Below are 21,306 nucleotides of genomic sequence, written 5' to 3' on the forward strand. Positions count from 1 at the left end.
GGGTAGACAACTGTACACTTCGCGTCAAGATCGTTTAGAGTACGACTATTAAACGCGCACGCCGCGCTCTGACTGAAAGCCGATGAAACTCGCCCCCGACGCGGCGTCCGCCGCCGACCATGGCGCTTTTGCCGGGCAGGACCTCCCGCCCGGCAAGCGCAAGCTGATCGAAGCCGCGTTGCGTCTGACCGCGGGCGGGCGCAGTTTTGCAAGCCTGGGTTTGCGCGAACTGGCGCGCGAGGCGGGGCTGAATCCCAACACGTTCTATCGCCATTTCGACACGCTCGACGACCTGGCGCGCGAAGCGGTCGAATCGGTGAGTCGCCGCCTGCGGCCGATGCTGCGGCGCGAGCGCTGGCTGGCCGCGCACGACGAGCCGCAAAGCGTGCCGCGTCGCGCGTGCGTGGCGTTCTTTGCATTTGCGTTGGAGAACCGCGAGGCGTTTCTGAGCGCGCTGGCCGAGTATCACGGCACGTCGCCGGTGTTGCGCGAAGCGGTGCGGGCGAACCTTCACGAGGTGTCGGCGGAAATGGCGGACGACGTCGTCCAGCTGGAATTGATGCCGACGCTCGCCCGTGCAACCGTCGACGAAGTCTGCACGCAGATCGTGTTGCAACTGTTCCATTTGTCTGCGGAGTACATCGACGCGGACGCCGCGCGCCGGGAAGCGCTGGTCGCGTATGCGGAGCGTTTTATTGTCCGGCTGTTCGCGGGTTCGATGCTGCTGGCGCAACATGAGCCGGTGAGGGCGCCGGCGTCAGCAGGGGCGTAACGGGCGCCGGCATAAAAAACAGGCTCCATGCAGGAGCCTGTTTTCGTTACAGCTTGAGCGATTGGCGTTTGCCTGACTGCATCTCAAGCAATACCGCGTTGCTCAGGTATCGCTCCAGCCGCCGGAATCGTCGTTGCTGCCCATGTCGACGCCACCGCCGCTGTTGTCGCTCCAGTCGTTCGAGCCCTGACCGAAGTCGAGGCCGCCGCCATTGCCGCCGTCAGCGCCGCGGCGGCGTGCTTCATCGTCGACAATCACGTCGCGCTCCACGACGCGTTCACGCCCGGAATTCAGCGCCTCGCCGAGCAGCACGCCGGTCAGCAGACCGCCCATGCCGCCGCCGAAACCGCCGCCACCTTGTTGCACGATGACCTGCGGCTGCTGCTGATACGGACCTTGTTGCGGATACGGCTGCGGCGGGTTGCCGAAACGCTCGGCTTCCTGCGCATACGGCGACTGCTGCGTGCCGGCGGCCGGAGCGGCATACGGATCAGGCCGCCCGTCGGCGCGGGCACGCATGCTGCCGATGCGTTGCTCCAGTTCGTCGAGCTGATACGGCGGCACGGGATTCTTGCCGTTCGACAACGTTTCGACGACGCCGCGCAACTGCTCTTCAGTCGATTCGACTTCCTTCTCCAGTGCCTCATGACCTTGCACGGTGGAGAGTTTCACGTCGAGCTTCAACGAGCGCACGGCGTTGAGCATCTCGGTCGCGCGCTTGAGCTGCACGCGACGATCGTCGTCGGCACGCGAATCGTCTTGCGAGCGGGCGCGGCGCAAGGTCCAGCGCAACACTAGCGCGATCACGCCGATCAGGAGAATGATGCCGACCCACATGCCCATTCCGGGGCCATGCCGTTGCGGTGCTTGCGACACCATCGCCGACTGTTGTTGCACTGCCGGCGAAGTCTGCTGCACGAACGGGTTGGCCGCGCGGCTCGTGGTGTTGCCGCCGGCGGCGCCGGCACGTTCCGCGTTCTTGCGGATACGCGCTTCGGTTTGGGCGAAACGGGTCGGGTCGGTGAAGCGGATTTGCGGGTCGAGCGTTTTGGCCTGCTGCACCTGGGCGAGGGCGTCGGCAGAGCGGCCTTCGCGATCGAGTACCTGGCTGTACAGGTAGTGTGCGCGTGCGTTGTTCGGATGCGCCTGCAGCACTTCACTCAAACCGGCATCGGCTTGCTGCCAGTTGCCTTGCGACATGGCGGATTCGATCTGCTGAACCGTCGGCACAGCGAACGCCGCGGCCGACACGAACATCAGCGAGGCGAACGCGCTTGCGAGAAATTTTTTCATTTGCGGACCGGGTGCGATGCACCCGTCTCCTTCAGTCTTCAGTCGATTCCTGCTGCGCTCGTACGGCAGCCGGTATTTACTGCTGACGCACTTACTGGGCCGGCGTGTTGATCTGCTTCTTCAACGCTTCGAGACGGTCTTCGACGGACGGGCCACGGTTCAGATCCGCGAGCTTGTCGTCGAGTGCCTTGCCGCTCTTCACGTCTGCCGAATTCAGGCGCGCGTCGGAGCGGGCATTCGACAACGCAACCTTGTCTTCCAGTTTCTGGAAATCTTCGGACAGATTCTTGCCGCCGATACCGCCCAACGCGGTGGCTGCTACATCTTTGGCCTGAGCGATCTGCTGCTTGGCCTGCAGGATGTTCGAGCGCGCGTTCAGGTCGTTGCGACGGCCGCGCATGTCGTCGATCTGGCTCTTCAACTGCTCGACCGAGGGCTCCAGCGTGACCAGTTCCCTGGCCAGCGCATCGCGCTCGGCTTCGGCTGTGGCCTGCGCGCCGAGAGCTTCGCGTGCGAGTGCTTCGTCGCCGGATTGCAGGGCGCGCTTCGCGCCGTCTTCGTACTTCTTCGCCTTGTCGGCGGCAACATCGCGCTTGCTCTGTTGTGTGGCGACTTGCGCCTGAATCTCGATCAGCGAGTTCTCGGCTTTAGCAATGCTCTCATCGAGTTCGCGCACGATCTGGCGCGAATCGCGCGACGGGTCCTGCACGGAATCGGCTGCGTCGTTCAGGAGACCTTTAAGCGTGCGCGAAATGCTGTCAAAAAGCGACATGAAAACCTCCAAAGAATGAAATCGGCGCTGAATAATTCCACGCGCTTTAACTGCTTTCCAATGCTACTTTACGCCGCTGCGCGCAAAGCTGCGCAGCGTTCGGACCGGAGTTCGGGGCGCACATGCCAATTGCAATAGCGGCGCCGTAAATTTACGGTTTTGAAACGAATTGCAAAGCGCTTGAAAAACGCGCGGTGGGTTAATCAGCCGCTCGCGGATATTACACCACGCATTCTCTTAAAACGGCCTTAAAGGGCACGATGACGTAATCGCCGACTTTACGCATGGCGGGCAGGGCGCGACGACGTAATCGTCCACTCTGCGCGCGGCGGGTGTCGTGGATGTGAATAGGCGTGGCGTGTGAGCGGCGTTGCCGGCGCTTCACCCGCAACGTGTCGATGCGCTGCGGGTCGGGCGTTTGCCCTTACCACGTTCGATTCAGGCGAAGCGGCCGCCTTCCGTGCTCGGATCGTTGCGTGGATCATCGTCTTCGTCGCGCGCGGGGTCGAGGCGCGGACGCTTGAGCACGTTGCGCAACGGCGTGTCCACGTCGGCCGGATTCTGCGCCGAATCCGCAATGGATGCCGCCTTGGCCGCGGCGACGCGCCCCACGGCTTCGGCGGCTGCGGCGGCTTCTATTTCCTCGTCGGTAGCGGTAAGCGCGGCCAGAACGCCGGCCGGCAGCAACGGTGCCGGGCTGGCACCGGCGGGTGTGCCCAGCAATTCATCCGCATGCGATGCGGCTGCGCCCGCCGCCGGCGCAGCGGATTCGTTTTTACCGTGAGTCTGCAAGGCCGTCGGGAGCGCCGCCCGCGCATGGCGGGTGCCGCGGGCAACGCGCTGCAGCGCCGCGTTGAGCGGGTCCGGCGCGCGCGGGGCATTCAAGCGGTCGACAATACCGGCCGCTTTCACCTGCTCGCTGGTCGCGCCGAAACTCAACACCGCGCGCCGCATCAGTTCGCTGACGCTAATTCCCAGGTTTTCGGCAGTAGCGGCGATCGCGCGTTTCTGCGCGGTCGTGACAAATACGACGATGCGTTCGCTGGGCTTGTTCATGGTCGGCTCGCATACTTGTTGGCATGGGCGGTTCAAGGCGTGTATCCGGCGCACGCCGCCGCGCGCGCCGGTAACGGCTCGCGCGACGAGTCCATCATATGACGAGTTGCACCGATGCGGAACGGGCGCGACATGAAAATCCCGTGACATCAATGAGTTGTAGCGTTTCCAACGGGCTTGTCCACAGGCCTGTGAACATTTTCTGTTGATAACCCCGCATGCGGCGCCGGACGCTTGTGTATCTGCCACGATCTACCGCCAGGACGCCGCGCGAAGGGAATTCTTACAAAAAAACTGTCTTGGACGGCGCTTGATTTCTTTAAAATGCGCTGTTACGTTGCGCCGGACGATCTTCCAGGCGTGCCGTGCGGCTGCCCGGGGACGTAGGGCCGCGCGGTGTTTTGCGCCTCATGCAGTCCGTTTGCTATTGTCGTGTGTTGTGCCGCCTGGTTTGCCGTTACTGTGAGCCTTGGGTTCGCTGTCAGGCCTGGCGTGCGGCAACGGCGTTCGCGCTACGACCACGATCCATGCACGCGCCAGGAGCGTGTGCAGAAAGGCGTTCAGTTACGCGCCCACTATTCCAGTCATGCCAATCATCAAACGACCGCATTCTTCAAATTCTCCGGCTGGTGAAGACCGGGACTCCTACCACCGCACTCCAGGACGCAACGCTGCTTCGCGCGACGGGGAGGCCGGCCGCCGTTCGATCGGTACGTCCATCGCCCTCTGGTTTATCGGTCTGCTGGCGACTATCGCCGTGGTGGGCGCGCTGATTGTCGGTTACGCGCTCGTGGTGATGGGGCCGCAACTGCCGTCGCTCGACGCGCTGACCGACTATCGCCCGAAAGTGCCGCTGCGGGTGTACACCGCGGATCATGTGCTGATCGGCGAGTTCGGCGAAGAGCGGCGCAGCATCGTGCGCTTTCAGGACATCCCGGACCAGATGAAGAAAGCCGTGCTCGCGATCGAAGACTATCGCTTCTACGAGCACGGCGGCGTCGACTTCGTCGGCATTCTGCGCGCGGGCATTTCCGACATCACGCATGGCGGCGCCTCGCAGGGCGCGAGCACGATCACGATGCAGGTGGCGCGCAACTTCTTCCTCTCGAGCGAGAAGACCTACACGCGCAAGATTTACGAAATGATGCTGGCGTACAAGATCGAACGGGCGCTGACCAAGGATCAGATCCTCGAGGTCTACATGAACCAGATTTATCTGGGCGAGCGCTCGTACGGTTTTGCCGCGGCCGCGCGCGTGTATTTCGGCAAGGATCTGAAAGACATCACGCTGGCTGAAGCCGCGATGCTGGCGGGTTTGCCGAAAGCGCCGTCGGCGTATAACCCGGTGGTCAATCCGAAGCGCGCGAAGATCCGTCAGGAATACATCCTGAAGCGCATGCTCGAGCTGAAATACATCACCCAGGATCAGTACGATCAGGCCGTCAAGGAAGAGATTCACACCAGGAATCCGGGCAACGAATACAGCGTGCATGCTGAGTACATCGCTGAAATGGTTCGCCAGATGATGTACGCGCAGTACAAGGACGAAACCTATACACGCGGCCTGAACGTCACCACCACGATCGATTCCGCCGACCAGGACGCGGCCTATCGCGCGGTGCGCAAGGGCGTGATGGATTACGAGCGGCGCCACGGCTATCGCGGACCGGAAGGCTTCGTGCAATTGCCCGCACCGGGCGACGACCGCGATCAGACTATCGACGACGCGCTCACCGATCACCCCGACAACGGCGAAATCATCGCCGCGGTCGTGACGGATGCGAATCCGAAGCAGGTGAAAGCGCAACTGGTCGACGGCACCGAAGTGACGATCAGCGGCGACGGTCTGCGCTTTGCCGCCGGTGCGCTCTCCGCACGCGCGGCGGCGGCCACGAAGATCAAGCCGGGCTCGATCGTGCGCCTCGTTGCCGACGACAAGGGCAACTGGCAGATCACGCAGCTTCCGCAAGTGGAAGGCGCACTGGTTTCGCTGACACCGCAGGACGGCGCGATTCGCGCACTGGTGGGTGGCTTCGACTTCAACAAGAACAAGTTCAACCACATCACGCAGGCGTGGCGTCAGCCGGGTTCGAGCTTCAAGCCGTTCATCTATTCGGCCGCGCTCGACAAGGGGCTCGGACCGGCCACGATCATCAACGACGCGCCGCTGTACTTCCCGCCGAGCACGCCAGGCGGCGATGCGTGGGAGCCGAAGGACGACGACCAGCCGGATGGTCCGATGCCGCTGCGCCTTGCGTTGCAAAAGTCAAAGAACCTGGTGTCGATCCGTATCCTGTCGTTCATCGGCACCAAGTACGCGCAAGACTTCGTTACGCAGCGTTTTGGTTTCGACGCCGACAAGACCCCGCCGTATCTGCCGATGGCGCTCGGCGCCGGTCTCGTCACACCGCTGCAGTCGGCGGGCGCATACTCGGTGTTCGCGAACGGCGGCTACCGCATCAATCCGTATCTGATCAACGAGGTGACGGATGCGCGTGGCGAGCCGCTATCGAAAGCGCAACCGTTGACAGCGGGCCAGGACGCGCCGCGTACGCTTGAACCGCGTAACGCCTACATCATGAACAGCCTGCTGCATTCGGTGGCTACCGCGGGTACGGGCGCGGGCACCAACGTGCTGCATCGTTCGGACTTGCAGGGCAAGACCGGTACGACCAACGACGCGAAGGACGGCTGGTTCGCCGGTTATCAGCAATCGCTGGTCGCGGTGGCGTGGATGGGTTACGACCAGCCGAAGAGTCTCGGCAGCCGGGAGTTCGGCGCGCAACTCGCGTTGCCGATCTGGGTCGAGTACATGCAGCGTGCGCTGCGCGGTGTGCCGCAAAGCGAACCGGCGCAGCCTGACGGCGTGACCTCGGTCGATGGCGAACTGTTCTATACGGACATGACGCCGGGCAATGGTTTCGTGGCCAGCATCGGTCTGGATTCGGCGAATCCGACCGCTGGTGCGAGCGATGCGGTCGGCGGTGTAGGGCCGGCGGGTATGACGCCGCCGGCGGTGCCGCCGCCGAGCGTCTCGTCGAATGAAAAGAAGCAGATCATGGATTTGTTCGAGACGAACAAGCCTTGATGTCCGCGAGTCCCCCGAGGGATTTCCTTCGGGGGGGCGCTTGGGGGCGTAGCTCGGGGACGTAACCTGGGGACGTAACTTAGCGACGTAGCGAGTGTGTGCGGCCTGCGTTGGGCTGCACACGCAAGTTTTTGAAAGAGTAGGGAGGTCACGCGTCGGCGCGGGTTTTTGTCGCGCTACCCGGGTCTCGTCGAGCAGATTTTGTGCCCGCCCTTCGCAGTGTGTTTTAATCACGCCTACGGTGCTTTTATATTGGGTCCTATACGGACGCACGATTCCTAAGCGGTTTCGGCCTCCAGCACTGCAGCGCCTTGCCGCGAGCGAGGCGCCCATCTTCGAAAGTCGCGCCGCGCAAGACCCGTTGACGCGCGCACATGCCACTTCACTCGTGGACAACTGCCAGGTTGCCGCGGCTGGAGTGTTTGTTACACAGCATCCACCGGGTCGTTGCCTCGTGAAAAGTCGAATACTCATCTGTCTGATGACAGGTCTGCTGCGCGCGTTTGCGTTTCTGCCATATGGGGTTGTCGCGCGCATCGGCACCGGCATCGGTGCGTTGCTGTACCGGATTCCGAGCGCGCGCCGGCGCGTCGTGCATACCAATCTGAAATTGTGTTTCCCCGACATGAGCGACGAGGCGCGCGAGCGGCTCGCGCGCGCGCATTTCTGTCATGTGATCCGCAGCTATGTCGAGCGCGGTCCGCAATGGTTCGGCAATGCGCAGGCGCTGGCACGTCTGGTCGAAGTGGAGAGCGCGATCGATCTGACCGACATGCAGGGCAAGCCGACGATTTTTGTGGGCTTCCATTTTGTCGGTATCGAGGCGGGTTGCATGATGTATTCGACGCGGCATCCGGTTGCTTCGCTGTACACGCCGATGTCGAATCTGTTGCTCGATGCGATGGCCAAGCGGCAGCGCGGGCGCTTCGGTACGGAGATGATTCCGCGTAGCGATAGTGTGCGGCGTGCGTTGCGGGTTTTGCGTGACGGCAAGCCGGTCATGCTGGCTGCGGATATGGATTTTGGGCTGCGGGATTCGGTGTTTGTGCCGTTTTTTGGGGTGCCGGCTTGTACGCTGACTTCTGTTTCGCGGATGGCGAAGGCTGGGAATGCGCGGGTGGTGCCGTTTGTGACTGAAGTCCTGCCGGATTATCGTGGCTATAAGCTCACTATTTTTGATGCGTTAGCTGATTTTCCTTCGGATGATGTGGCTGTGGATGCGAGGCGGATTACCGAGTTCCTCGAGACGCAGGTGCGGCGGATTCCTGATCAATATTATTGGGTGCATAAGAGGTTTAAGAATCGGCCTGTGGGGGAGGCGGGGGTTTACTGATGTTGTTTTGCGCGTGGCGTGTTGGGTGAGGTTTTTTTACTTTTTGCCTTCGCGGCGCTTGTCTGTATGCCTGCGGTGTTGGCCTTTTCTTGTTTTGTTATTGGTTTATTAGCGTTTGCCCCTGTGCGGGGCGGCACTTACTTTCTTTGCCGCCGCAAAGAAAGATAAGCAAAGAAAGCGGCTCACACCGCCAGCTTATAAGTGGGTCCCCCGCACAGTCGCGGTAGTGGTGCATCTGGAATCAGTGTCCTCGCACACTCCGCCCTGGTGACAAGGGCGTCATACTTCCGGCGGCGCTGCGCGCGCCGATGCGGTATCTCAAACAGCAACTCGCTGTTTTGGGCGCGTCCTGAACATCTATCCCTGATTTCGTTGCGCGCTCAAGCACTTACCCCGCATGTCCAGGTGTTATCAACAGGCCTTTCAACAAAATCTGTGGATAAGGCGCCCTCCGTAATACACCCGTCCTCGCGCGGCGCGTAGTCGATCACTCCCTGCATCAGCTCGCACCCCGAGCAACAAATCGATCCGCATCAAGCACTTAAGCACGTAGCCCCGTAGTTATCAACAACCCTGTCAACATAAACTGGGGATAACGTTGGGGCATCTTGAGGCCTCCCAATGGCTTCGGCCAGAATCAAAAGGCACATTCCGCACCCCCTGGTTCATTCCGCACCGCATCCAAAAACTACAGCGCGCTCAACGTGTTAGTCCGCTTGTCAGATAGTTTTCAACAGCCTCATCAACATAAACTGGGGATAAGTCCGTAGCCATCACTACGGAATCCCAGGTTTAGTTCGATATGCCCACGTTCGCCGTGGAAACACTCGGCACCGTGGAGGTCGCCTCCGCAGATGCAGACGCCGCAGACGAAGACGTAGACGTAGACGTAGACGTAGACGTAGACGTAGACGTAGACGTAGATGCAGACGAAGACGCAGACGGCCCCGGCTCCAATGGCGGGTTTCCCATTGCCTGGAACAAGGCCGCCGTGTCCGTCAGCCGCGCGCTCGTATAGCGAATCTCATCGAGCTGCGCATTGCGAAACTGCTGCTCGCTCGAACGCGTGGATGCGATCGGCACTGCGCCCAGCCGGTAGCGTCCCGACGTTTCGTCGAAAATTCCCTGCGCCGAACGTGCTGCTGTGTTCGCGGCGTCGAGCGCCTGTGCGTCGTGCTCAAGCGCTGCGAGCGTATCGGCAACGTTCTGGAACGCGGCCAGCACTGTTTGCTTGTATTGCGAAACCGTGGCGTCGTACGTGTCGACTGCGGCGCGGCGTTGTGCGAACAGGGCGCCGCCGTGAAACAACGGCTGTGACAGGGACGCGCCAATACTCCAGATTGCCCCCGCGCCAGATAGCGCCACCGGCCAGCTAAAGCCGCCTTGTCCCATCGATGCACTCAGCGAGAGGCTCGGGAACATCTGCGCCGTCGCGACGCCGACGTCGGCTGCTGCGGCCTTCAAGGCGGCGTCCGCGGCCTGAATGTCGGGGCGGGTGCGCAGCAGCTCGGATGGCACCACCACCGGCACTTGTTCGGGTACATGCAGTTGCGCGAGATCGAGGTCGTCCGGGGCCGCGTCCGGCGTGCGGCCGAGCAGCACGGCCAAAGCGTGGCGTGTCGTCAGCCATTGCTGTTTCAAACCCGGCAAACTCGCGGACAGGCTCGCCGCACTTTGTTGCGCGCTCAACTGGTCGGCATGCGAGACGGCACCCAGGACGTAGCGCCGTTGCGTGTCGCGCGCCTGATCGTTGGCAATCGTCACGAGACGCTCGGTTGTGTCGATCTGCGCCCGCAACGCCGCGCTCGTGATCGCCGCCGTCACGATGTTGGCAGCCAGCGCCCGGCGCGCGGCATCGAACTGATACGCCTGCACATTCACGCGAGCCGCAAGCGCGGCATCGGCGAGACGTGAAGCGCCGAACAGGTCGAACGTGTAGTGCGCCTGCAATTGACCGACGAAGATGTTGTACAGAAACGTATTCGGACCGGCCTCGGGAATCGCCAACGCACGGTTGCGGGTGGCCTGGCCACCCAGGTCGATGGTCGGCAGCATCGAACTGCCGATCTGTGCGCGCAATTGCTCGCGCGCGGCGGCAAGGCTCTTGTCAGTGGCGGCGAGCGTCGGACTGTTGCGCAAGCCTTCGTCGACCAATGCGTTCAGCGCCTCCGATTGATACAGCTTCCACCATTCGGGCACGGGCTTCGCGCCGACCACGAATTGCTGGGTGACGCCTTGTGCGGACACGGTTTGCGCCGGTTGTGCCTCGGCGCCGTAGTGAGCCGGTTGCGGCATCGCGGGCGGCTTGCCGTTCGGCCCGAACGAGCAGGCGGCCAGTGCCAGTGCGGCGGCGGCGGGAAGCGTGAGGCGCAGATGTCGAGGGAGTGCAAAGGTAGCCATGATCTCAGTTCCCCGAATGCGTCGTGCCGGACGGCGCGGGCGGCTCGCGCTCGTCGCTGCGTACTCTGAACGACATGGCGTACAGGGCCGGCAGATAAAACAGCGTGAGGATGGTCGCGCTGGTGATGCCGCCCATCAGCGCGGTTGCCATGGGGCCGAAGAAGTTCGAGCGCAACAGCGGAATCAGCGCGAGCACGGCAGCTGCCGCGGTCAGCGTGATAGGCCGGAAGCGCCGCACCGTTGCGCCGACGATCGCGTCGAAGCGCTTATGTCCCGCGGCAATGTCCTGCTCGATCTGATCGACCAGAATCACCGAGTTGCGCATGATGATGCCGAACATGGCGATCACACCGAGCATCGCGACGAAGCCGAATGGCTGGCCGAACAGCAGCAGCGTCAACACCACGCCGATCAGGCCGAGCGGCGCGGTCAGCACCACCATCAGCACGCGCGCGAAACTCTGCAACTGGATCATCAGGAGCACCAGCACGGCGATGATCATGATCGGCATCTGCGCGTTGATCGATGTCTGCCCTTTGCCGCTTTCCTCGACCGACCCGCCGATCTCGATCCGGTAGCCGACCGGCAGCGTGCTGCGAATCTGGCCGAGGGCTTTGTCGACCGCATGCGTGACGTCGATCCCTTGCGCGCCCGGCGCGACGTCGGACTGCACGGTGATGGTGGGTTGCCGGTCGCGTTCCCAGATCACACCGTATTCGAGGTCGTTGCGCAGATGGCCGAGCGTGCCGAGCGGCACCGGGCCGTTCGGCGTGGGCATCGCCAGCGTGATGAGCTTCGCGGGGTCGACGCGCTCCGCTTTGGGGGCGCGCAGATCGACGCTGATCAGCTTGTCGCGTTCGCGATACTGCGTGACGGTGTAGCCGGAGAGCGTCATCGCGAGGAAACTCGAAATGTCTTCGGAGGTTACGCCGAGTTCGCGCGCCTTCTTCTGATCGACTTCGAAGCGCACCGAGCGCTCGGCGGGCTCGTCCCAATCGAACTGGACATTGCGGGTGCCGCTGTCGGCGCGCATGGTCGCGGCGACGCGCTCGGCGATCGAACGCACAGTGGCGATATCGTCGCCGCTCACACGGAACTGCACGGGATAGCCGACCGGCGGGCCGTTCTCGAGGCGCGACAGGCGGGTGCGGATCGCCGGAAAGTTGTTGCGCAATTCCGGTTCGAGCCACTGCGCGAGTTTCTCGCGGTCCTTCACCGATTTCGCCGTGATCACGAACTGCGCGAAATTCGGTTGCGGCAATTGCTGATCGAGCGGCAGATAGAAACGCGGCGCGCCGGTACCGACGAAGTTCACCGTGTGATCGATTTCCGGACGGCCCACCAGCGCTTTCTCCAGCCGCTCTGCCTGCCGCAACGTCGCGTCGAACGACGCGCCTTCGGGCAGGCGCACATCCACCAGCAACTCGGGACGGTCCGAGCTCGGGAAGAATTGCTGCGGCACCAGCGTGAATCCCGCCATGGCCAGAATGAACAGCGCGACGGTGATCGCCAGCACGACGAAACGCCGCTCGATGCACCAACCGATCCAGCCACGCAGCCGCTGATAGAACCGGGTGTCGTAGATGTCGTGTTCGTGGTCCTCTGCTTCGTGTGCCTGACGTTTGCGCTCCGGCAGCAAGTGATAACCGAGCAGTGGAATCAGCACGACGGCCGCGAGCCACGACGCGATCAGCGCGATCGCCGAGACTTCGAAGATCGAGCGCGTGTATTCGCCGGTGCTCGACTTGGCCAACGCAATCGGCAGGAAGCCGGACACGGTCACGAGCGTCCCGGTCAGCATCGGAAACGCGGTACTGGTGTACGCAAAGGCGGCGGCCCGCGTGCGGCTCCAGCCTTGCTCGAGTTTCACCGACATCATTTCGACCGCGATGATCGCGTCGTCGACCAGGAGTCCCAAGGCAAGCACCAGCGTGCCCAGCGACACCTTGTGCAGGCCGATGTCGAACAGATACATGCACAGCGCCGTGACGGCGAGCACCACAGGTATCGAGATCACGACCACCATGCCGGTGCGCACGCCCAACGACAGCAGGCTGACCACCAGCACGATCGCAATCGCCTCGGCGACGGCTTCGAGAAAATCGTCGACCGAATGCGCCACCGCGTTCGGCATGCTCGACACTTCGACCAGGTGCAAACCGGCGGGCAAGGAGGCCCGCAGCGTGACCATCTGCTGATCGAGCGCCTTGCCCAGACGGATCACGTCGCCGCCCGGTTGCATCGTGACGCCGATGCCGAGCACGGCCTTGCCGTCGGCGCGCATTTGCGTGGCGATCGGATCGTCGTAACCGCGTTTGATGGTCGCAATGTCGCCGAGACGGAACGAGCGGTTGTTGATGCGGATCAGCGTGTCGGCGAGCGCATTGACATCCTTGAACTGGCCGGTGGGGCGCACGAACACGCGGTCGTCGGTGGTGGTCAGCGTGCCTGCCGGCGAGACGCTGTTCTGCGAATTGATTGCCTGGCCGAGTTGCTGCGGCGAGATACCGAGGCGCGTAAGTTGCGTGTTGGCGATCTCGATGTAGATGTGCTGATCCGGATCGCCGAAATAGTCGACCTTGCCGACGCCCGGCACACGCAGCAGCACCGTGCGCAACTGGTCGGCGTAATCGTGCAGTTGCGCGGCGGAGAACCCGTCGCCTTCGAGCGTCCAGATGTTGGTGTAGACGTCGCCGAATTCGTCGTTGAAGAACGGGCCCTGAATGCCTGGCGGCAAGGTCGCGGCGATATCGCCGACTTTCTTGCGCACCTGGTACCAGGTTTCGGGCACGTCCTTGACCGGCGCCGAGTCTTTCATCGAGAAGAACATCAACGATTCGCCGGGGCGCGAGTAGCTGCGCACGAAATCGATCGCGGGCGTTTCCTGCAATTTCCGGCCGATGCGGTCGGTGACCTGTTCCTGCACCTGGCGCGCGGTCGCGCCGGGCCAGAAGGTGCGGATCACCATCACGCGGAACGTGAAAGGCGGGTCTTCGGATTGGGCGAGACGGGTATAGGCGAGGATGCCGAAAGCGGTTGAAAGCGCGATCAGGAAGACGACCAGCGCCTGATGGCGCAGCGCCCATGCGGACAGGTTGAAGCGTCCTTCTTCATGCGTGGTGCTCATGAAGCGAAGTCCTCGGGATGCAGCGGCGGGATCACGTGGACTTTTTCACCGGCGGTCACGGTGTGCACGCCTTGCAGCACGACGCGTTCACCGTCCTTGAGCCCCTGGCCGATCACGATCGTGCGCTCGTTATAACGCGTGACCGTGACGCGGCGCAGTTCCAGAGCGTTATCCGCGGCACGCACAACCCACACGGCCGGCTGCGTGCCGTCGTGGAACAGGGCGGTGGCGGGCACGGTGAAGGCATTGCCCTGGTCCGCGGAATGTGAAGCGGAAGGCGCGGCAAGCGCGATGTCGGCGGTCATGCCGAGGCGCACGTCCGGGCCGGGATTGTCGAGCGTGAGCTTGGCGCGGTAGGTACGGCTCTGCGGATCGGCGGCGGGCGACAGTTCGCGCACGCGCGCGTTGAAGCTGCGGCCCGGCAGCGCGGCCAGCGTGACCTGCGCGGTCTGCCCGACCGAGAGCGCGGCGAGCGCGCTTTCCGGCACGTCGCAGACCACGTCGATATCGCCGCTCCATGCGAGGTTGTAGACGGCTTGACCCGCGGACACATTCTGGCCGGTGTCGGCCTGTTCCGCGGTGATCACACCGGCGTGGTCGGCAATCAGCGTGGTGTACTGCAACTGATCTTTCGACAACGCCGCCTGCTGCGCGGCCTGGTCGCGCTGCGCGGCGGCCGACGCGTAGGCGTTGGTGGTCTGTTCGAGCTGCGCGGGCGCGATCAGGTTTTCTTTGGCCTGGGCCTGGTCGCGATCGAGTTGCTGCTTTGCATACACGAGACTGTGTTGCGCGGCTTCGAGTTGAGCCTGCGCGCTGGCGGCATTTTTCTGCGCATCCGCCGGATCGAGCCGGGCGACGATCTGCCCGTTCTTCACCACGTCGCCCAACCGCACGCGCCGCTCGACGATTTTCCCGCCGACGCGAAACGACAGCGGCGTGGAATAGCGCGCCTGCACTTCGCCAGGCAGCGATGCCGCCGCCGTTGCACTGCCGTCCGCATGCACGGCGACGGCGACCACGGGACGCGGTGCGGAAGTGGACACCTCTTTCTTCGAGCACGCGGCGAGCGTGACGATACCGGCGAGAGCGAGGACGAATACCGCGCGGCGCAGGCGCGCGGCACGGCCATACCGATGGGACTGCTGGCGCATCGCAGACGATGCGGGAGAACCGGGACGCTTCACAATTACCCCAACTGGAGACAGCGAACGAACACGGCAAGCCGCAGCGGCCCGCCAGCGAAGACTCGCGGCCGAAAACATGCAATCGGCATACGCGTCTGACTTCGAATGAATAGATGCATTCTAATACACACATGTATTTGAATGTTGTGGTGAATCGGGATTCTTTTCGGTGCTAGACTTGCGCCCATGAAACGGCAACGACTTACACGTGAGCAAAGCAAAGACCAGACGCGTTTGCGTCTGCTCGACGCTGCGCAAGCAATTTTTATGAAGAAAGGTTTTGTCGCGGCGAGTGTCGAAGACATCGCGGCGGCGGCGGGCTATACACGCGGCGCGTTCTATTCGAACTTCCGCAGCAAGAACGAGTTGTTCCTCGAACTACTGCGGCGCGACCACGAGACCATGCAGGCGGGTCTGCATGCCATTTTCGAAGACGCGATCTCGCGCGAGGAAATGGAAGGGCGCGTGCTGCGCTACTACAGCAACCTGCATCGCGAGAACAAGTGCTTCCTGCTGTGGGTGGAGGCGAAGCTGCTCGCCATACGCGACGGCCGCTTCCGGATACGCTTTAACGCGTTCATGCACGAGAAGCTCGAACAGTTGAGCGCGTACATCCGCGAGTTTTCGGTACGGGTCGGCACGCCGCTACCGTTGTCGGCGGAGACCCTGGCGATGGGCTTGATGGGGTTGTGCGACGGCGTGCAGTTCTTTCACACGGTCGATCCGCAGAATGTGTCGGCGGAGATGACTGAAACGGTGCTGGCGGGATTTTTCGCGCGCGTGGTGTTCGGACGCGACGCGTAATGTTCTGACAAAGGCGCATCGGACCGATGCGCTCTGACAGTTGCCGGCGAATCAGCTCGCCGGCAACTGCGCGCAGGCGTCCGCAACCGGCGTGGCGCAGACGAACGAATATTGCCCGCTGTAGCGCAGGACTTCTTCGCCGGCGTGCAGCACGACCTTGATCTCCGGGCACCGCTCATAGGCGATGAAGGCCGAACAGGCTGCGGCAGACCAGCAAACCAGTGAAAAAGCGATTTTTTCGAAAAGCTGAAAACGATGTGGCATAGCGATTAATTCCTCTCGGCCGCTATGTTACCAGCATCTAAGGGTTTATACCTACTTAATATCCACAATAAGCCTCGCAATCGTGTCGCGAGCGCCTCGGAAAGCTGACCGGATTGTCATGTTCGGGTCAGGGTTGGGACATGTCGGATCGATACAATCGAATCGTTGGGCAAACCCCTGCGCGCCTTGTCGCACGGGTCGACACAGGCGGCAGCGTTGCGCCGGCCCGGCTTTACCGAGGCAGGAGTCGTCCCATGAATCAATTGCAGTCGATGCGCGTATTCGTCAAGGTGGCCGACCTTGGCAGTTTCGTCGGTGCAGCGGGTGCGCTGGATATTTCCACTGCCGTTGTCACGCGTCATGTTGCCGATCTGGAAGCACGCCTCGGCACGCGGCTGCTCAATCGCACCACGCGGCGTCTTTCGCTGACCGAATCCGGCACGACCTATCTGGAACGCGTGCGTCACATTCTCGAGGACCTGGAAGGCGTCGAGCAGATGGTGGTGGCGCGTAATCACGAACCGGTCGGCACCTTGCGCATCGTCGCGCCAGTCGTGTTCGGGTTGCATAGCCTCGCGCCGGTAGTGCAGTCGTATGCCGCGTGTTATCCGGATGTGATGCCTGACGTTACGCTGGCGGATCGCCATGTCGATCTGGTGGAGGAGGGTTTCGACGTCGGCATTCTGGTCGCGCGGCAGATGCGCAGCGCGAGCATCGTCACGCGGCGTTTGACCACCGGCTACATGACGGTGTGCGCGACGCCCGCTTATCTGGCGCAGCACGGTACGCCGACCCGTCCGGAGGATCTGCTGGCGCATCCGTGTCTGAGCCGGCCGGCCGAGCAGGGCGGCGACGAGCGGGTGTTCACCGGACCGGAAGGCGAAGTCCGGGTGAGGCCCACCAATGCGATCGCCGCGAACAACGCCGAGATGCTGAGGCAGTTCGCCCTGCTAGGCATGGGCGTGGCGATTTTGCCGAGCTATCTGATCGGCCGGGATCTGGCGTCCGGGCGCCTTGTGCCGTTGCTTGGCGATTACCGTCTGCCGCAAGTCGAGATCACGATTGCTTATCCCAGCCGCCTTCATTTGCCGGCCAAGGTGCGTACCTTTATCGACCACCTGGTCGCGCATTTCCAGCGAACCGACGAGTATGCGCGCGATCCGCGCGACCTGATGCCGCGGCGCGCCGTCGAGAGCGCGCCGGTTTATGCCGACGACCTGCCGGTGTCCGCCTTGCCGGACGACGCGCCGCGGCCGAAGCATCCGGTTTCGCGCGCGCGGATCGTGGCGTCGTCGCCGCTGTGACGCGTGCGAGGCACGCAAACGTCTGAGGCGTAGCCTCGCTGCGCCTGGAATCTGCGTGCACGTCGCGGTTATTTATTCGCTGTGCCCGGCGCCCGCCTGCACGTTCCGGTTATTCCATCGCTTCCGAAAGACAGGGCGGTGCCGCGTGCGTCTGCCGCTTTTATCCAAAGCCGGCAGCACGCCGGCCTAGATCCACACGTCATTCGCCGCCGTGCGTTCGTTGCTTTCTTCACCGGTGTTCTTCACGCCACGCGGCTCGATCAGCAGCAGCTTGACCTCGCGTTCGGCATACGGCTTGTGCTCCGTGCCCTTGGGCACGACGAACATTTCTCCTGCCGAAAGCAGTACGGACCCATCGCGCATGTCGATGCGCAACTGCCCGTCGAGCACGATAAACGTTTCGTCGGTGTCGGCATGTTCGTGCCAGAGAAAATCGCCTTCGATGCGCACCAGCTTGAACTGGTAGTCGTTCATTTCCGCGACGACGCGCGGTTGCCATTGGTCGTTGATGAGTTGCAGCTTTTCGGCGAAGTTGATGGCGCGGTGAAGCGGTTGAATCGTTTGATGAGCGGACATCGAAGTGCTCCTCCTGAGCGGTAGGTGTCAGCCACCAGCGTAGGGCGCAAGGCGCTATCGGGTCTTGTACGTTTGTGCGCGCGGTTGGTGGGCGGTGAGCGATGGACGATGAACAAAGAGCGATGAATGTGGCGGGATATCCGCCGGGTTGCCGCTTAACGCGCACCGTGCGTCGACGGCCCCAGCATCTTGAGCCAATGCGCCGGCGCCACGCCCCACGCGCGCTTGAAGTGCCGCGTCATATGGCTCTGATCGGTAAAGCCGGCCGCCGCCGATGCGTCGGCGAGCGCCACACCCTGAACCGCGAGGCGGCGCACGAGATCGAGGCGGCGCATGGTCAGATAACGGTGCGGACTCGTGCCGAACAGCGCACGAAAATCCCGCGACAGGCTCCAGCGGTCGCGGCCGGCGGCTACCGCCAGTTCGTCGAGCGTCACCGCGCTATCGAGCGAGCCCAGCATATACTCGCGCGCCCGTTCCGCCGCGAGGTAATCCACTGGACGGCGCGTCGCCGCCACGCCAGCTCCGGCGTCGAGCGCGATGGCCAGTTCGTAGAGCGCGTCGTCCTGTTCGAGCGAGTCGATTGCGCAGTCCATTGCGCGCAACAGGCTTTCGGTGGCCGCGAAGAGACGCGGATCGTTCGACAGGCCGCCTTCGAGAAATGGCAGTGGCTTGCCGCCGAGCACCTGCTGGAACAGTGCCGGGTCGACATAGATCATCCGGTAATGAAAGCCGTCGCGGGTGCCGGCCTGGCCGTCGTGCGGTTCATCGGGATGCAGCACCATCGTGCCGCCGGGCAAACTGTTACGCATGCTGCCGCGATAACGGAAGCTTTGCACGCCTGCCAGCGTGCGGCCGATCGCATAGGTATCGTGCCGGTGCATGGCATAGCCGGCACGATGAAAGAAGGCTTCGATTCGCTCGATGCCGCCTGTGCCGCTCGTGCCACCCGAATGCGGCGAGCGATGGATCCAGTCGGCAGCGGGTTTCGGATCGGACGAAAGCGAACTCAGCCTCAAGATCTGCTTTCCGCTCATGCCCCCAGACCCGGCCCGTAATTGCCGCCGATCAGGCGCGTGATCGACGCCACGTCGGCGTAATCCTGTTCCGGCAAACCGTCGAGCATCGACAGGACTTCGTTGCTTGCGCCGGCTTCGCGCGCGGCGTCGACTAGCGCGTCTTTGTAGGTCGGGAAGCTGACTTCGCGCAAAACGTCGGCGATCTGCAGATCAATCGATTCGCCGGGAATAGCCGATGCGGTCATGCAAGCGCTCCGAGGGAGAGTGTTGTCAGGTCTGCAGGTGCTCGTTCTGGCCCGTGAAGCTTCGCTCCGGATGCCGCGACTTGGGCAACGCAATATGCTGCCATTGTTGCGGACGATTCTCGTCCGTGACGGCGACGTCCGGGGCCGCGGGGGCGACGGGTGCGGAGTCGGCGCGTTCGGCAAGGCTATTGGCGGCCGTGCTGTCCGGCGCGGTATGAACCGGCGCGGCAAAACACGAGGCTGACAGCGTCACCATGGTCAACAGTGTCGAGGTTTTCATCGCCCGACCTCCTAAGCTCATGCGGCGCTGACAGTTGAGCAAGTGCCGTGCCGTCCCCGCGTCGAAGGGAGGGCGCAACTACACGCGGCGTCGCGCAATGCGGGCAGCGTGCATTTACCATCTTAGATGGCAAACCGCCGCGGCGCGCGCGCAAAAGAAACAAAACCTGATTGTAGATTTCAGATGATGGCAGGAACAAGGCAGCACCGTCGCGAACGGTCGTTCAGAGTTTGTGTTGCAGTGCGGTAACGGCTGCTGCCTGAATCCGCGTGCAAGCCCCTGATCTGCCCGGTGCAACTCGGTCCAATAGTCCGGCGGCCGGGTAAGCGCAATCTTCTAGCGCAGCACGTCGAACCGCGTCCACGGCCACGACGGCCGGTCGCGCATATAGCCGTTGAGCCAGTTCCACTGAGGATGGCGTTTCATGAACGCCTGCGCGTCGAACGGGCGGCCGCACGGATGTCCCCAGCGCGCGCTGAACGCCATATTGCGCGCCATCTCGCTGTCGACCACCTTGCCGTCGTTGGCGCCCCACGGATTGAACGGCCCTTGATCGGAGCCGCCGAAGCGCGCGTCGTCCAGTTCCAGATGCCCGCAGATGGTGCGCGAGCACGGGTTGTCGTTGCGGTCGAGGTAGACGTCGTGATGATCGGCGATCATCTCTTTCGCGAGTTCGACGTCGATCTTGCCGTGATGCATTTCTTCGAGCTGCATGAAGCGCAAGCGGCGCGCGCCGTTCTTGCGCACGTCCGTATAGTCTTCGCCTTCGCCGATGCATTCCTGGTTGCGGATCTTCAGATCGGTCGCCGTGTTGTAGCCGCTATAGAAACCGTCTTTCGTGCTTTCGAAGCCGGAATAATGCAGTCCCAGTTCGTAGCGCGCGATCTCGCCGGTCTTGGTGTCGCCGAGCAGCCAGCTGTTCGCATAGCCGCCGTTATTGGCGACCGCGAACATCTCGCACCATTCGCCGATGTTGTTTGCATACTGCGATGCGCGCCGTGAGCGATAGAACTCCGGCGCACCCGCTGCGTTGTAGCCGACAAAGTTGGAGATCGTGGTTTCGGTGACCATCAGGCCGGCCTGGGTGACCCAGAAATCGGTGAGGCTGGAGATGCAGCCTGGCAGGCCTTGCATCAGGATGCGGTTGCCGCGATCCGGCACGATGTCGAACACCACGTTGAAGGCGTCGCCCGCGGCGTAGCGGTCCCACGAGTTGTGCGCCATCACGATGCGGCCGTCGCGGGTGGCGTTGCCGGTGGCGATGAATGCGCTGCAGTGATGGCCGCGGCGTCCGCGCCACGGTTTCAGGCCGAGCTGTGGTTTCTGGGCTGCCGCATGGCTCGGCCACCAGCTTTGCAGCAGATCCATGTAGCCGTTCCAGGCCAGCACCTCGGCGAACGGCAGTTTCGCGCCATCCGCGATGCCCTGGATTTCGTCGGCGAATTCAGTGTCGAGTTTGTTGGCGAACTGGGCGACGGCCGCGTCGACGAAGGTATCGAAGTCTTCGCCGGTATCCCATTTCGCGAGGTAGCGGGCGGTGTGGATCGCGTTCCGGATTTCAGTGGCGAGCAACTGGCCGTGCTGCTCGCCGCGATCGTACGGCTCGCCTTCGATATGCAGAAAAATCCAGCCCGCCTGATCGCGGCGTACGGCATCGAGGGACGGTTCGCTCATCTTCGCTCCGATCGAAGGGCGGGCGTCTCGGTGCGCCCGTCTTGGCGTAACGCACGCTGCTCGCAATCGCTGCAGCGGTTTTCCCATTGTAGAGAATCTGCCGCGCTTTGCACGG

The 21,306-nt window shown here is 62.8% G+C and carries 17 protein-coding genes; 5 read left to right on the top strand and 12 right to left on the bottom strand.

From position 1 onward, the window contains the following. Positions 1 to 82: 82 nt before the first annotated feature. Positions 83 to 772, top strand: coding sequence for a TetR family transcriptional regulator (locus tag ACOSV0_RS07810; protein WP_434109720.1), 690 nt, complete (start codon positions 83 to 85; stop codon positions 770 to 772). A 102-nt stretch (positions 773 to 874) separates the two neighbouring features. On the opposite strand, the gene ACOSV0_RS07815 is transcribed toward ACOSV0_RS07810, so the two are convergent. The 3 genes from ACOSV0_RS07815 to ACOSV0_RS07825 form a co-directional block, all read right to left on the bottom strand. Beyond that, the gene (locus tag ACOSV0_RS07815; protein WP_434109721.1) at positions 875 to 2,065 is read right to left on the bottom strand and encodes a tetratricopeptide repeat protein; all 1,191 of its coding nucleotides are present in this window, start codon (positions 2,063 to 2,065) and stop codon (positions 875 to 877) included. Between the two features lie 91 nt (positions 2,066 to 2,156). Further along, positions 2,157 to 2,837 (bottom strand): PspA/IM30 family protein, encoded by a 681-nt coding sequence (locus ACOSV0_RS07820; RefSeq protein ID WP_434109722.1) that lies wholly within the window; start codon positions 2,835 to 2,837, stop codon positions 2,157 to 2,159. Positions 2,838 to 3,275: 438 nt separating this feature from the next. Then, complete coding sequence (locus ACOSV0_RS07825) at positions 3,276 to 3,893, bottom strand: hypothetical protein (protein ID WP_434109723.1); 618 nt, start codon at positions 3,891 to 3,893, stop codon at positions 3,276 to 3,278. Between the two features lie 586 nt (positions 3,894 to 4,479). Between ACOSV0_RS07825 and ACOSV0_RS07830 the strand changes: the two genes are divergently transcribed. Continuing rightward, the gene (locus ACOSV0_RS07830) at positions 4,480 to 6,981 is read left to right on the top strand and encodes a penicillin-binding protein 1A (protein WP_434109724.1); all 2,502 of its coding nucleotides are present in this window, start codon (positions 4,480 to 4,482) and stop codon (positions 6,979 to 6,981) included. A 481-nt stretch (positions 6,982 to 7,462) separates the two neighbouring features. Continuing rightward, complete coding sequence (locus tag ACOSV0_RS07835; RefSeq protein WP_325042702.1) at positions 7,463 to 8,314, top strand: lipid A biosynthesis lauroyl acyltransferase; 852 nt, start codon at positions 7,463 to 7,465, stop codon at positions 8,312 to 8,314. A gap of 792 nt (positions 8,315 to 9,106) precedes the next feature. On the opposite strand, the gene ACOSV0_RS07840 is transcribed toward ACOSV0_RS07835, so the two are convergent. From ACOSV0_RS07840 to ACOSV0_RS07850, 3 genes are read right to left on the bottom strand one after another with little or no spacing between them, the layout of a single operon-like run. Next, positions 9,107 to 10,714 (bottom strand): efflux transporter outer membrane subunit, encoded by a 1,608-nt coding sequence (locus ACOSV0_RS07840; RefSeq protein ID WP_434109725.1) that lies wholly within the window; start codon positions 10,712 to 10,714, stop codon positions 9,107 to 9,109. 4 nt (positions 10,715 to 10,718) lie between these two features. Further along, positions 10,719 to 13,841, bottom strand: a complete 3,123-nt coding sequence (locus ACOSV0_RS07845) for an efflux RND transporter permease subunit (protein WP_434109726.1) — start codon at positions 13,839 to 13,841, stop codon at positions 10,719 to 10,721. Beyond that, on the bottom strand, positions 13,838 to 14,992 hold the full coding sequence (locus ACOSV0_RS07850) for an efflux RND transporter periplasmic adaptor subunit (RefSeq protein WP_434109727.1): 1,155 nt from the start codon (positions 14,990 to 14,992) through the stop codon (positions 13,838 to 13,840). Before ACOSV0_RS07850 ends, ACOSV0_RS07845 begins: the two co-directional genes overlap by 4 nt. A 219-nt stretch (positions 14,993 to 15,211) precedes the next feature. Here ACOSV0_RS07850 and ACOSV0_RS07855 point away from each other — a divergent pair, with 219 nt between their 5' ends. After that, positions 15,212 to 15,829: a TetR/AcrR family transcriptional regulator gene (locus tag ACOSV0_RS07855; RefSeq protein ID WP_434109728.1), complete on the top strand. Its 618-nt coding sequence runs from the start codon at positions 15,212 to 15,214 to the stop codon at positions 15,827 to 15,829. A gap of 51 nt (positions 15,830 to 15,880) precedes the next feature. Here ACOSV0_RS07855 and ACOSV0_RS07860 read toward each other — a convergent pair whose 3' ends face one another. Next, positions 15,881 to 16,093 carry a hypothetical protein gene (locus tag ACOSV0_RS07860; RefSeq protein ID WP_434109729.1) on the bottom strand — a complete coding sequence of 71 codons (213 nt, stop codon included), beginning with the start codon at positions 16,091 to 16,093 and terminating at the stop codon, positions 15,881 to 15,883. A gap of 254 nt (positions 16,094 to 16,347) precedes the next feature. On the opposite strand from ACOSV0_RS07860, the gene ACOSV0_RS07865 reads away from it, so the two are divergent. After that, the gene (locus ACOSV0_RS07865) at positions 16,348 to 17,397 is read left to right on the top strand and encodes a LysR family transcriptional regulator (RefSeq protein ID WP_434109730.1); all 1,050 of its coding nucleotides are present in this window, start codon (positions 16,348 to 16,350) and stop codon (positions 17,395 to 17,397) included. A gap of 186 nt (positions 17,398 to 17,583) precedes the next feature. On the opposite strand, the gene ACOSV0_RS07870 is transcribed toward ACOSV0_RS07865, so the two are convergent. The 5 genes from ACOSV0_RS07870 to ACOSV0_RS07890 all read right to left on the bottom strand — a co-directional run bounded on the left by ACOSV0_RS07870 (position 17,584) and on the right by ACOSV0_RS07890 (position 21,191). Further along, the gene (locus tag ACOSV0_RS07870) at positions 17,584 to 17,973 is read right to left on the bottom strand and encodes a cupin domain-containing protein (RefSeq protein ID WP_434109731.1); all 390 of its coding nucleotides are present in this window, start codon (positions 17,971 to 17,973) and stop codon (positions 17,584 to 17,586) included. Between the two features lie 155 nt (positions 17,974 to 18,128). Continuing rightward, complete coding sequence (locus ACOSV0_RS07875; protein WP_434109732.1) at positions 18,129 to 19,010, bottom strand: AraC family transcriptional regulator; 882 nt, start codon at positions 19,008 to 19,010, stop codon at positions 18,129 to 18,131. Beyond that, positions 19,007 to 19,237: a DUF2795 domain-containing protein gene (locus ACOSV0_RS07880; RefSeq protein WP_434109733.1), complete on the bottom strand. Its 231-nt coding sequence runs from the start codon at positions 19,235 to 19,237 to the stop codon at positions 19,007 to 19,009. Before ACOSV0_RS07880 ends, ACOSV0_RS07875 begins: the two co-directional genes overlap by 4 nt. A 25-nt stretch (positions 19,238 to 19,262) precedes the next feature. Next, positions 19,263 to 19,517: a hypothetical protein gene (locus ACOSV0_RS07885; protein ID WP_434109734.1), complete on the bottom strand. Its 255-nt coding sequence runs from the start codon at positions 19,515 to 19,517 to the stop codon at positions 19,263 to 19,265. Between the two features lie 336 nt (positions 19,518 to 19,853). After that, on the bottom strand, positions 19,854 to 21,191 hold the full coding sequence (locus ACOSV0_RS07890) for a C45 family autoproteolytic acyltransferase/hydolase (RefSeq protein ID WP_434109735.1): 1,338 nt from the start codon (positions 21,189 to 21,191) through the stop codon (positions 19,854 to 19,856). Positions 21,192 to 21,306: the final 115 nt, after the last annotated feature.

Source organism: Paraburkholderia caffeinilytica (genome assembly GCF_051027425.1).
Taxonomy (GTDB): Bacteria; Pseudomonadota; Gammaproteobacteria; order Burkholderiales; family Burkholderiaceae; genus Paraburkholderia; species Paraburkholderia caffeinilytica_A.

What these genes read in the sequence shown, in the direction of transcription:
- ACOSV0_RS07810 (WP_434109720.1), top strand. Translation starts at nt 83, where the DNA reads ATGAAACTCGCCCCCGACGCGGCGTCCGCCGCCGACCATGGCGCTTTT.
- ACOSV0_RS07815 (WP_434109721.1), bottom strand. Translation starts at nt 2,065, where the DNA reads ATGAAAAAATTTCTCGCAAGCGCGTTCGCCTCGCTGATGTTCGTGTCG.
- ACOSV0_RS07820 (WP_434109722.1), bottom strand. Translation starts at nt 2,837, where the DNA reads ATGTCGCTTTTTGACAGCATTTCGCGCACGCTTAAAGGTCTCCTGAAC.
- ACOSV0_RS07825 (WP_434109723.1), bottom strand. Translation starts at nt 3,893, where the DNA reads ATGAACAAGCCCAGCGAACGCATCGTCGTATTTGTCACGACCGCGCAG.
- ACOSV0_RS07830 (WP_434109724.1), top strand. Translation starts at nt 4,480, where the DNA reads ATGCCAATCATCAAACGACCGCATTCTTCAAATTCTCCGGCTGGTGAA.
- ACOSV0_RS07835 (WP_325042702.1), top strand. Translation starts at nt 7,463, where the DNA reads ATGACAGGTCTGCTGCGCGCGTTTGCGTTTCTGCCATATGGGGTTGTC.
- ACOSV0_RS07840 (WP_434109725.1), bottom strand. Translation starts at nt 10,714, where the DNA reads ATGGCTACCTTTGCACTCCCTCGACATCTGCGCCTCACGCTTCCCGCC.
- ACOSV0_RS07845 (WP_434109726.1), bottom strand. Translation starts at nt 13,841, where the DNA reads ATGAGCACCACGCATGAAGAAGGACGCTTCAACCTGTCCGCATGGGCG.
- ACOSV0_RS07850 (WP_434109727.1), bottom strand. Translation starts at nt 14,992, where the DNA reads ATGCGCCAGCAGTCCCATCGGTATGGCCGTGCCGCGCGCCTGCGCCGC.
- ACOSV0_RS07855 (WP_434109728.1), top strand. Translation starts at nt 15,212, where the DNA reads ATGAAACGGCAACGACTTACACGTGAGCAAAGCAAAGACCAGACGCGT.
- ACOSV0_RS07860 (WP_434109729.1), bottom strand. Translation starts at nt 16,093, where the DNA reads ATGCCACATCGTTTTCAGCTTTTCGAAAAAATCGCTTTTTCACTGGTT.
- ACOSV0_RS07865 (WP_434109730.1), top strand. Translation starts at nt 16,348, where the DNA reads ATGAATCAATTGCAGTCGATGCGCGTATTCGTCAAGGTGGCCGACCTT.
- ACOSV0_RS07870 (WP_434109731.1), bottom strand. Translation starts at nt 17,973, where the DNA reads ATGTCCGCTCATCAAACGATTCAACCGCTTCACCGCGCCATCAACTTC.
- ACOSV0_RS07875 (WP_434109732.1), bottom strand. Translation starts at nt 19,010, where the DNA reads ATGAGCGGAAAGCAGATCTTGAGGCTGAGTTCGCTTTCGTCCGATCCG.
- ACOSV0_RS07880 (WP_434109733.1), bottom strand. Translation starts at nt 19,237, where the DNA reads ATGACCGCATCGGCTATTCCCGGCGAATCGATTGATCTGCAGATCGCC.
- ACOSV0_RS07885 (WP_434109734.1), bottom strand. Translation starts at nt 19,517, where the DNA reads ATGAAAACCTCGACACTGTTGACCATGGTGACGCTGTCAGCCTCGTGT.
- ACOSV0_RS07890 (WP_434109735.1), bottom strand. Translation starts at nt 21,191, where the DNA reads ATGAGCGAACCGTCCCTCGATGCCGTACGCCGCGATCAGGCGGGCTGG.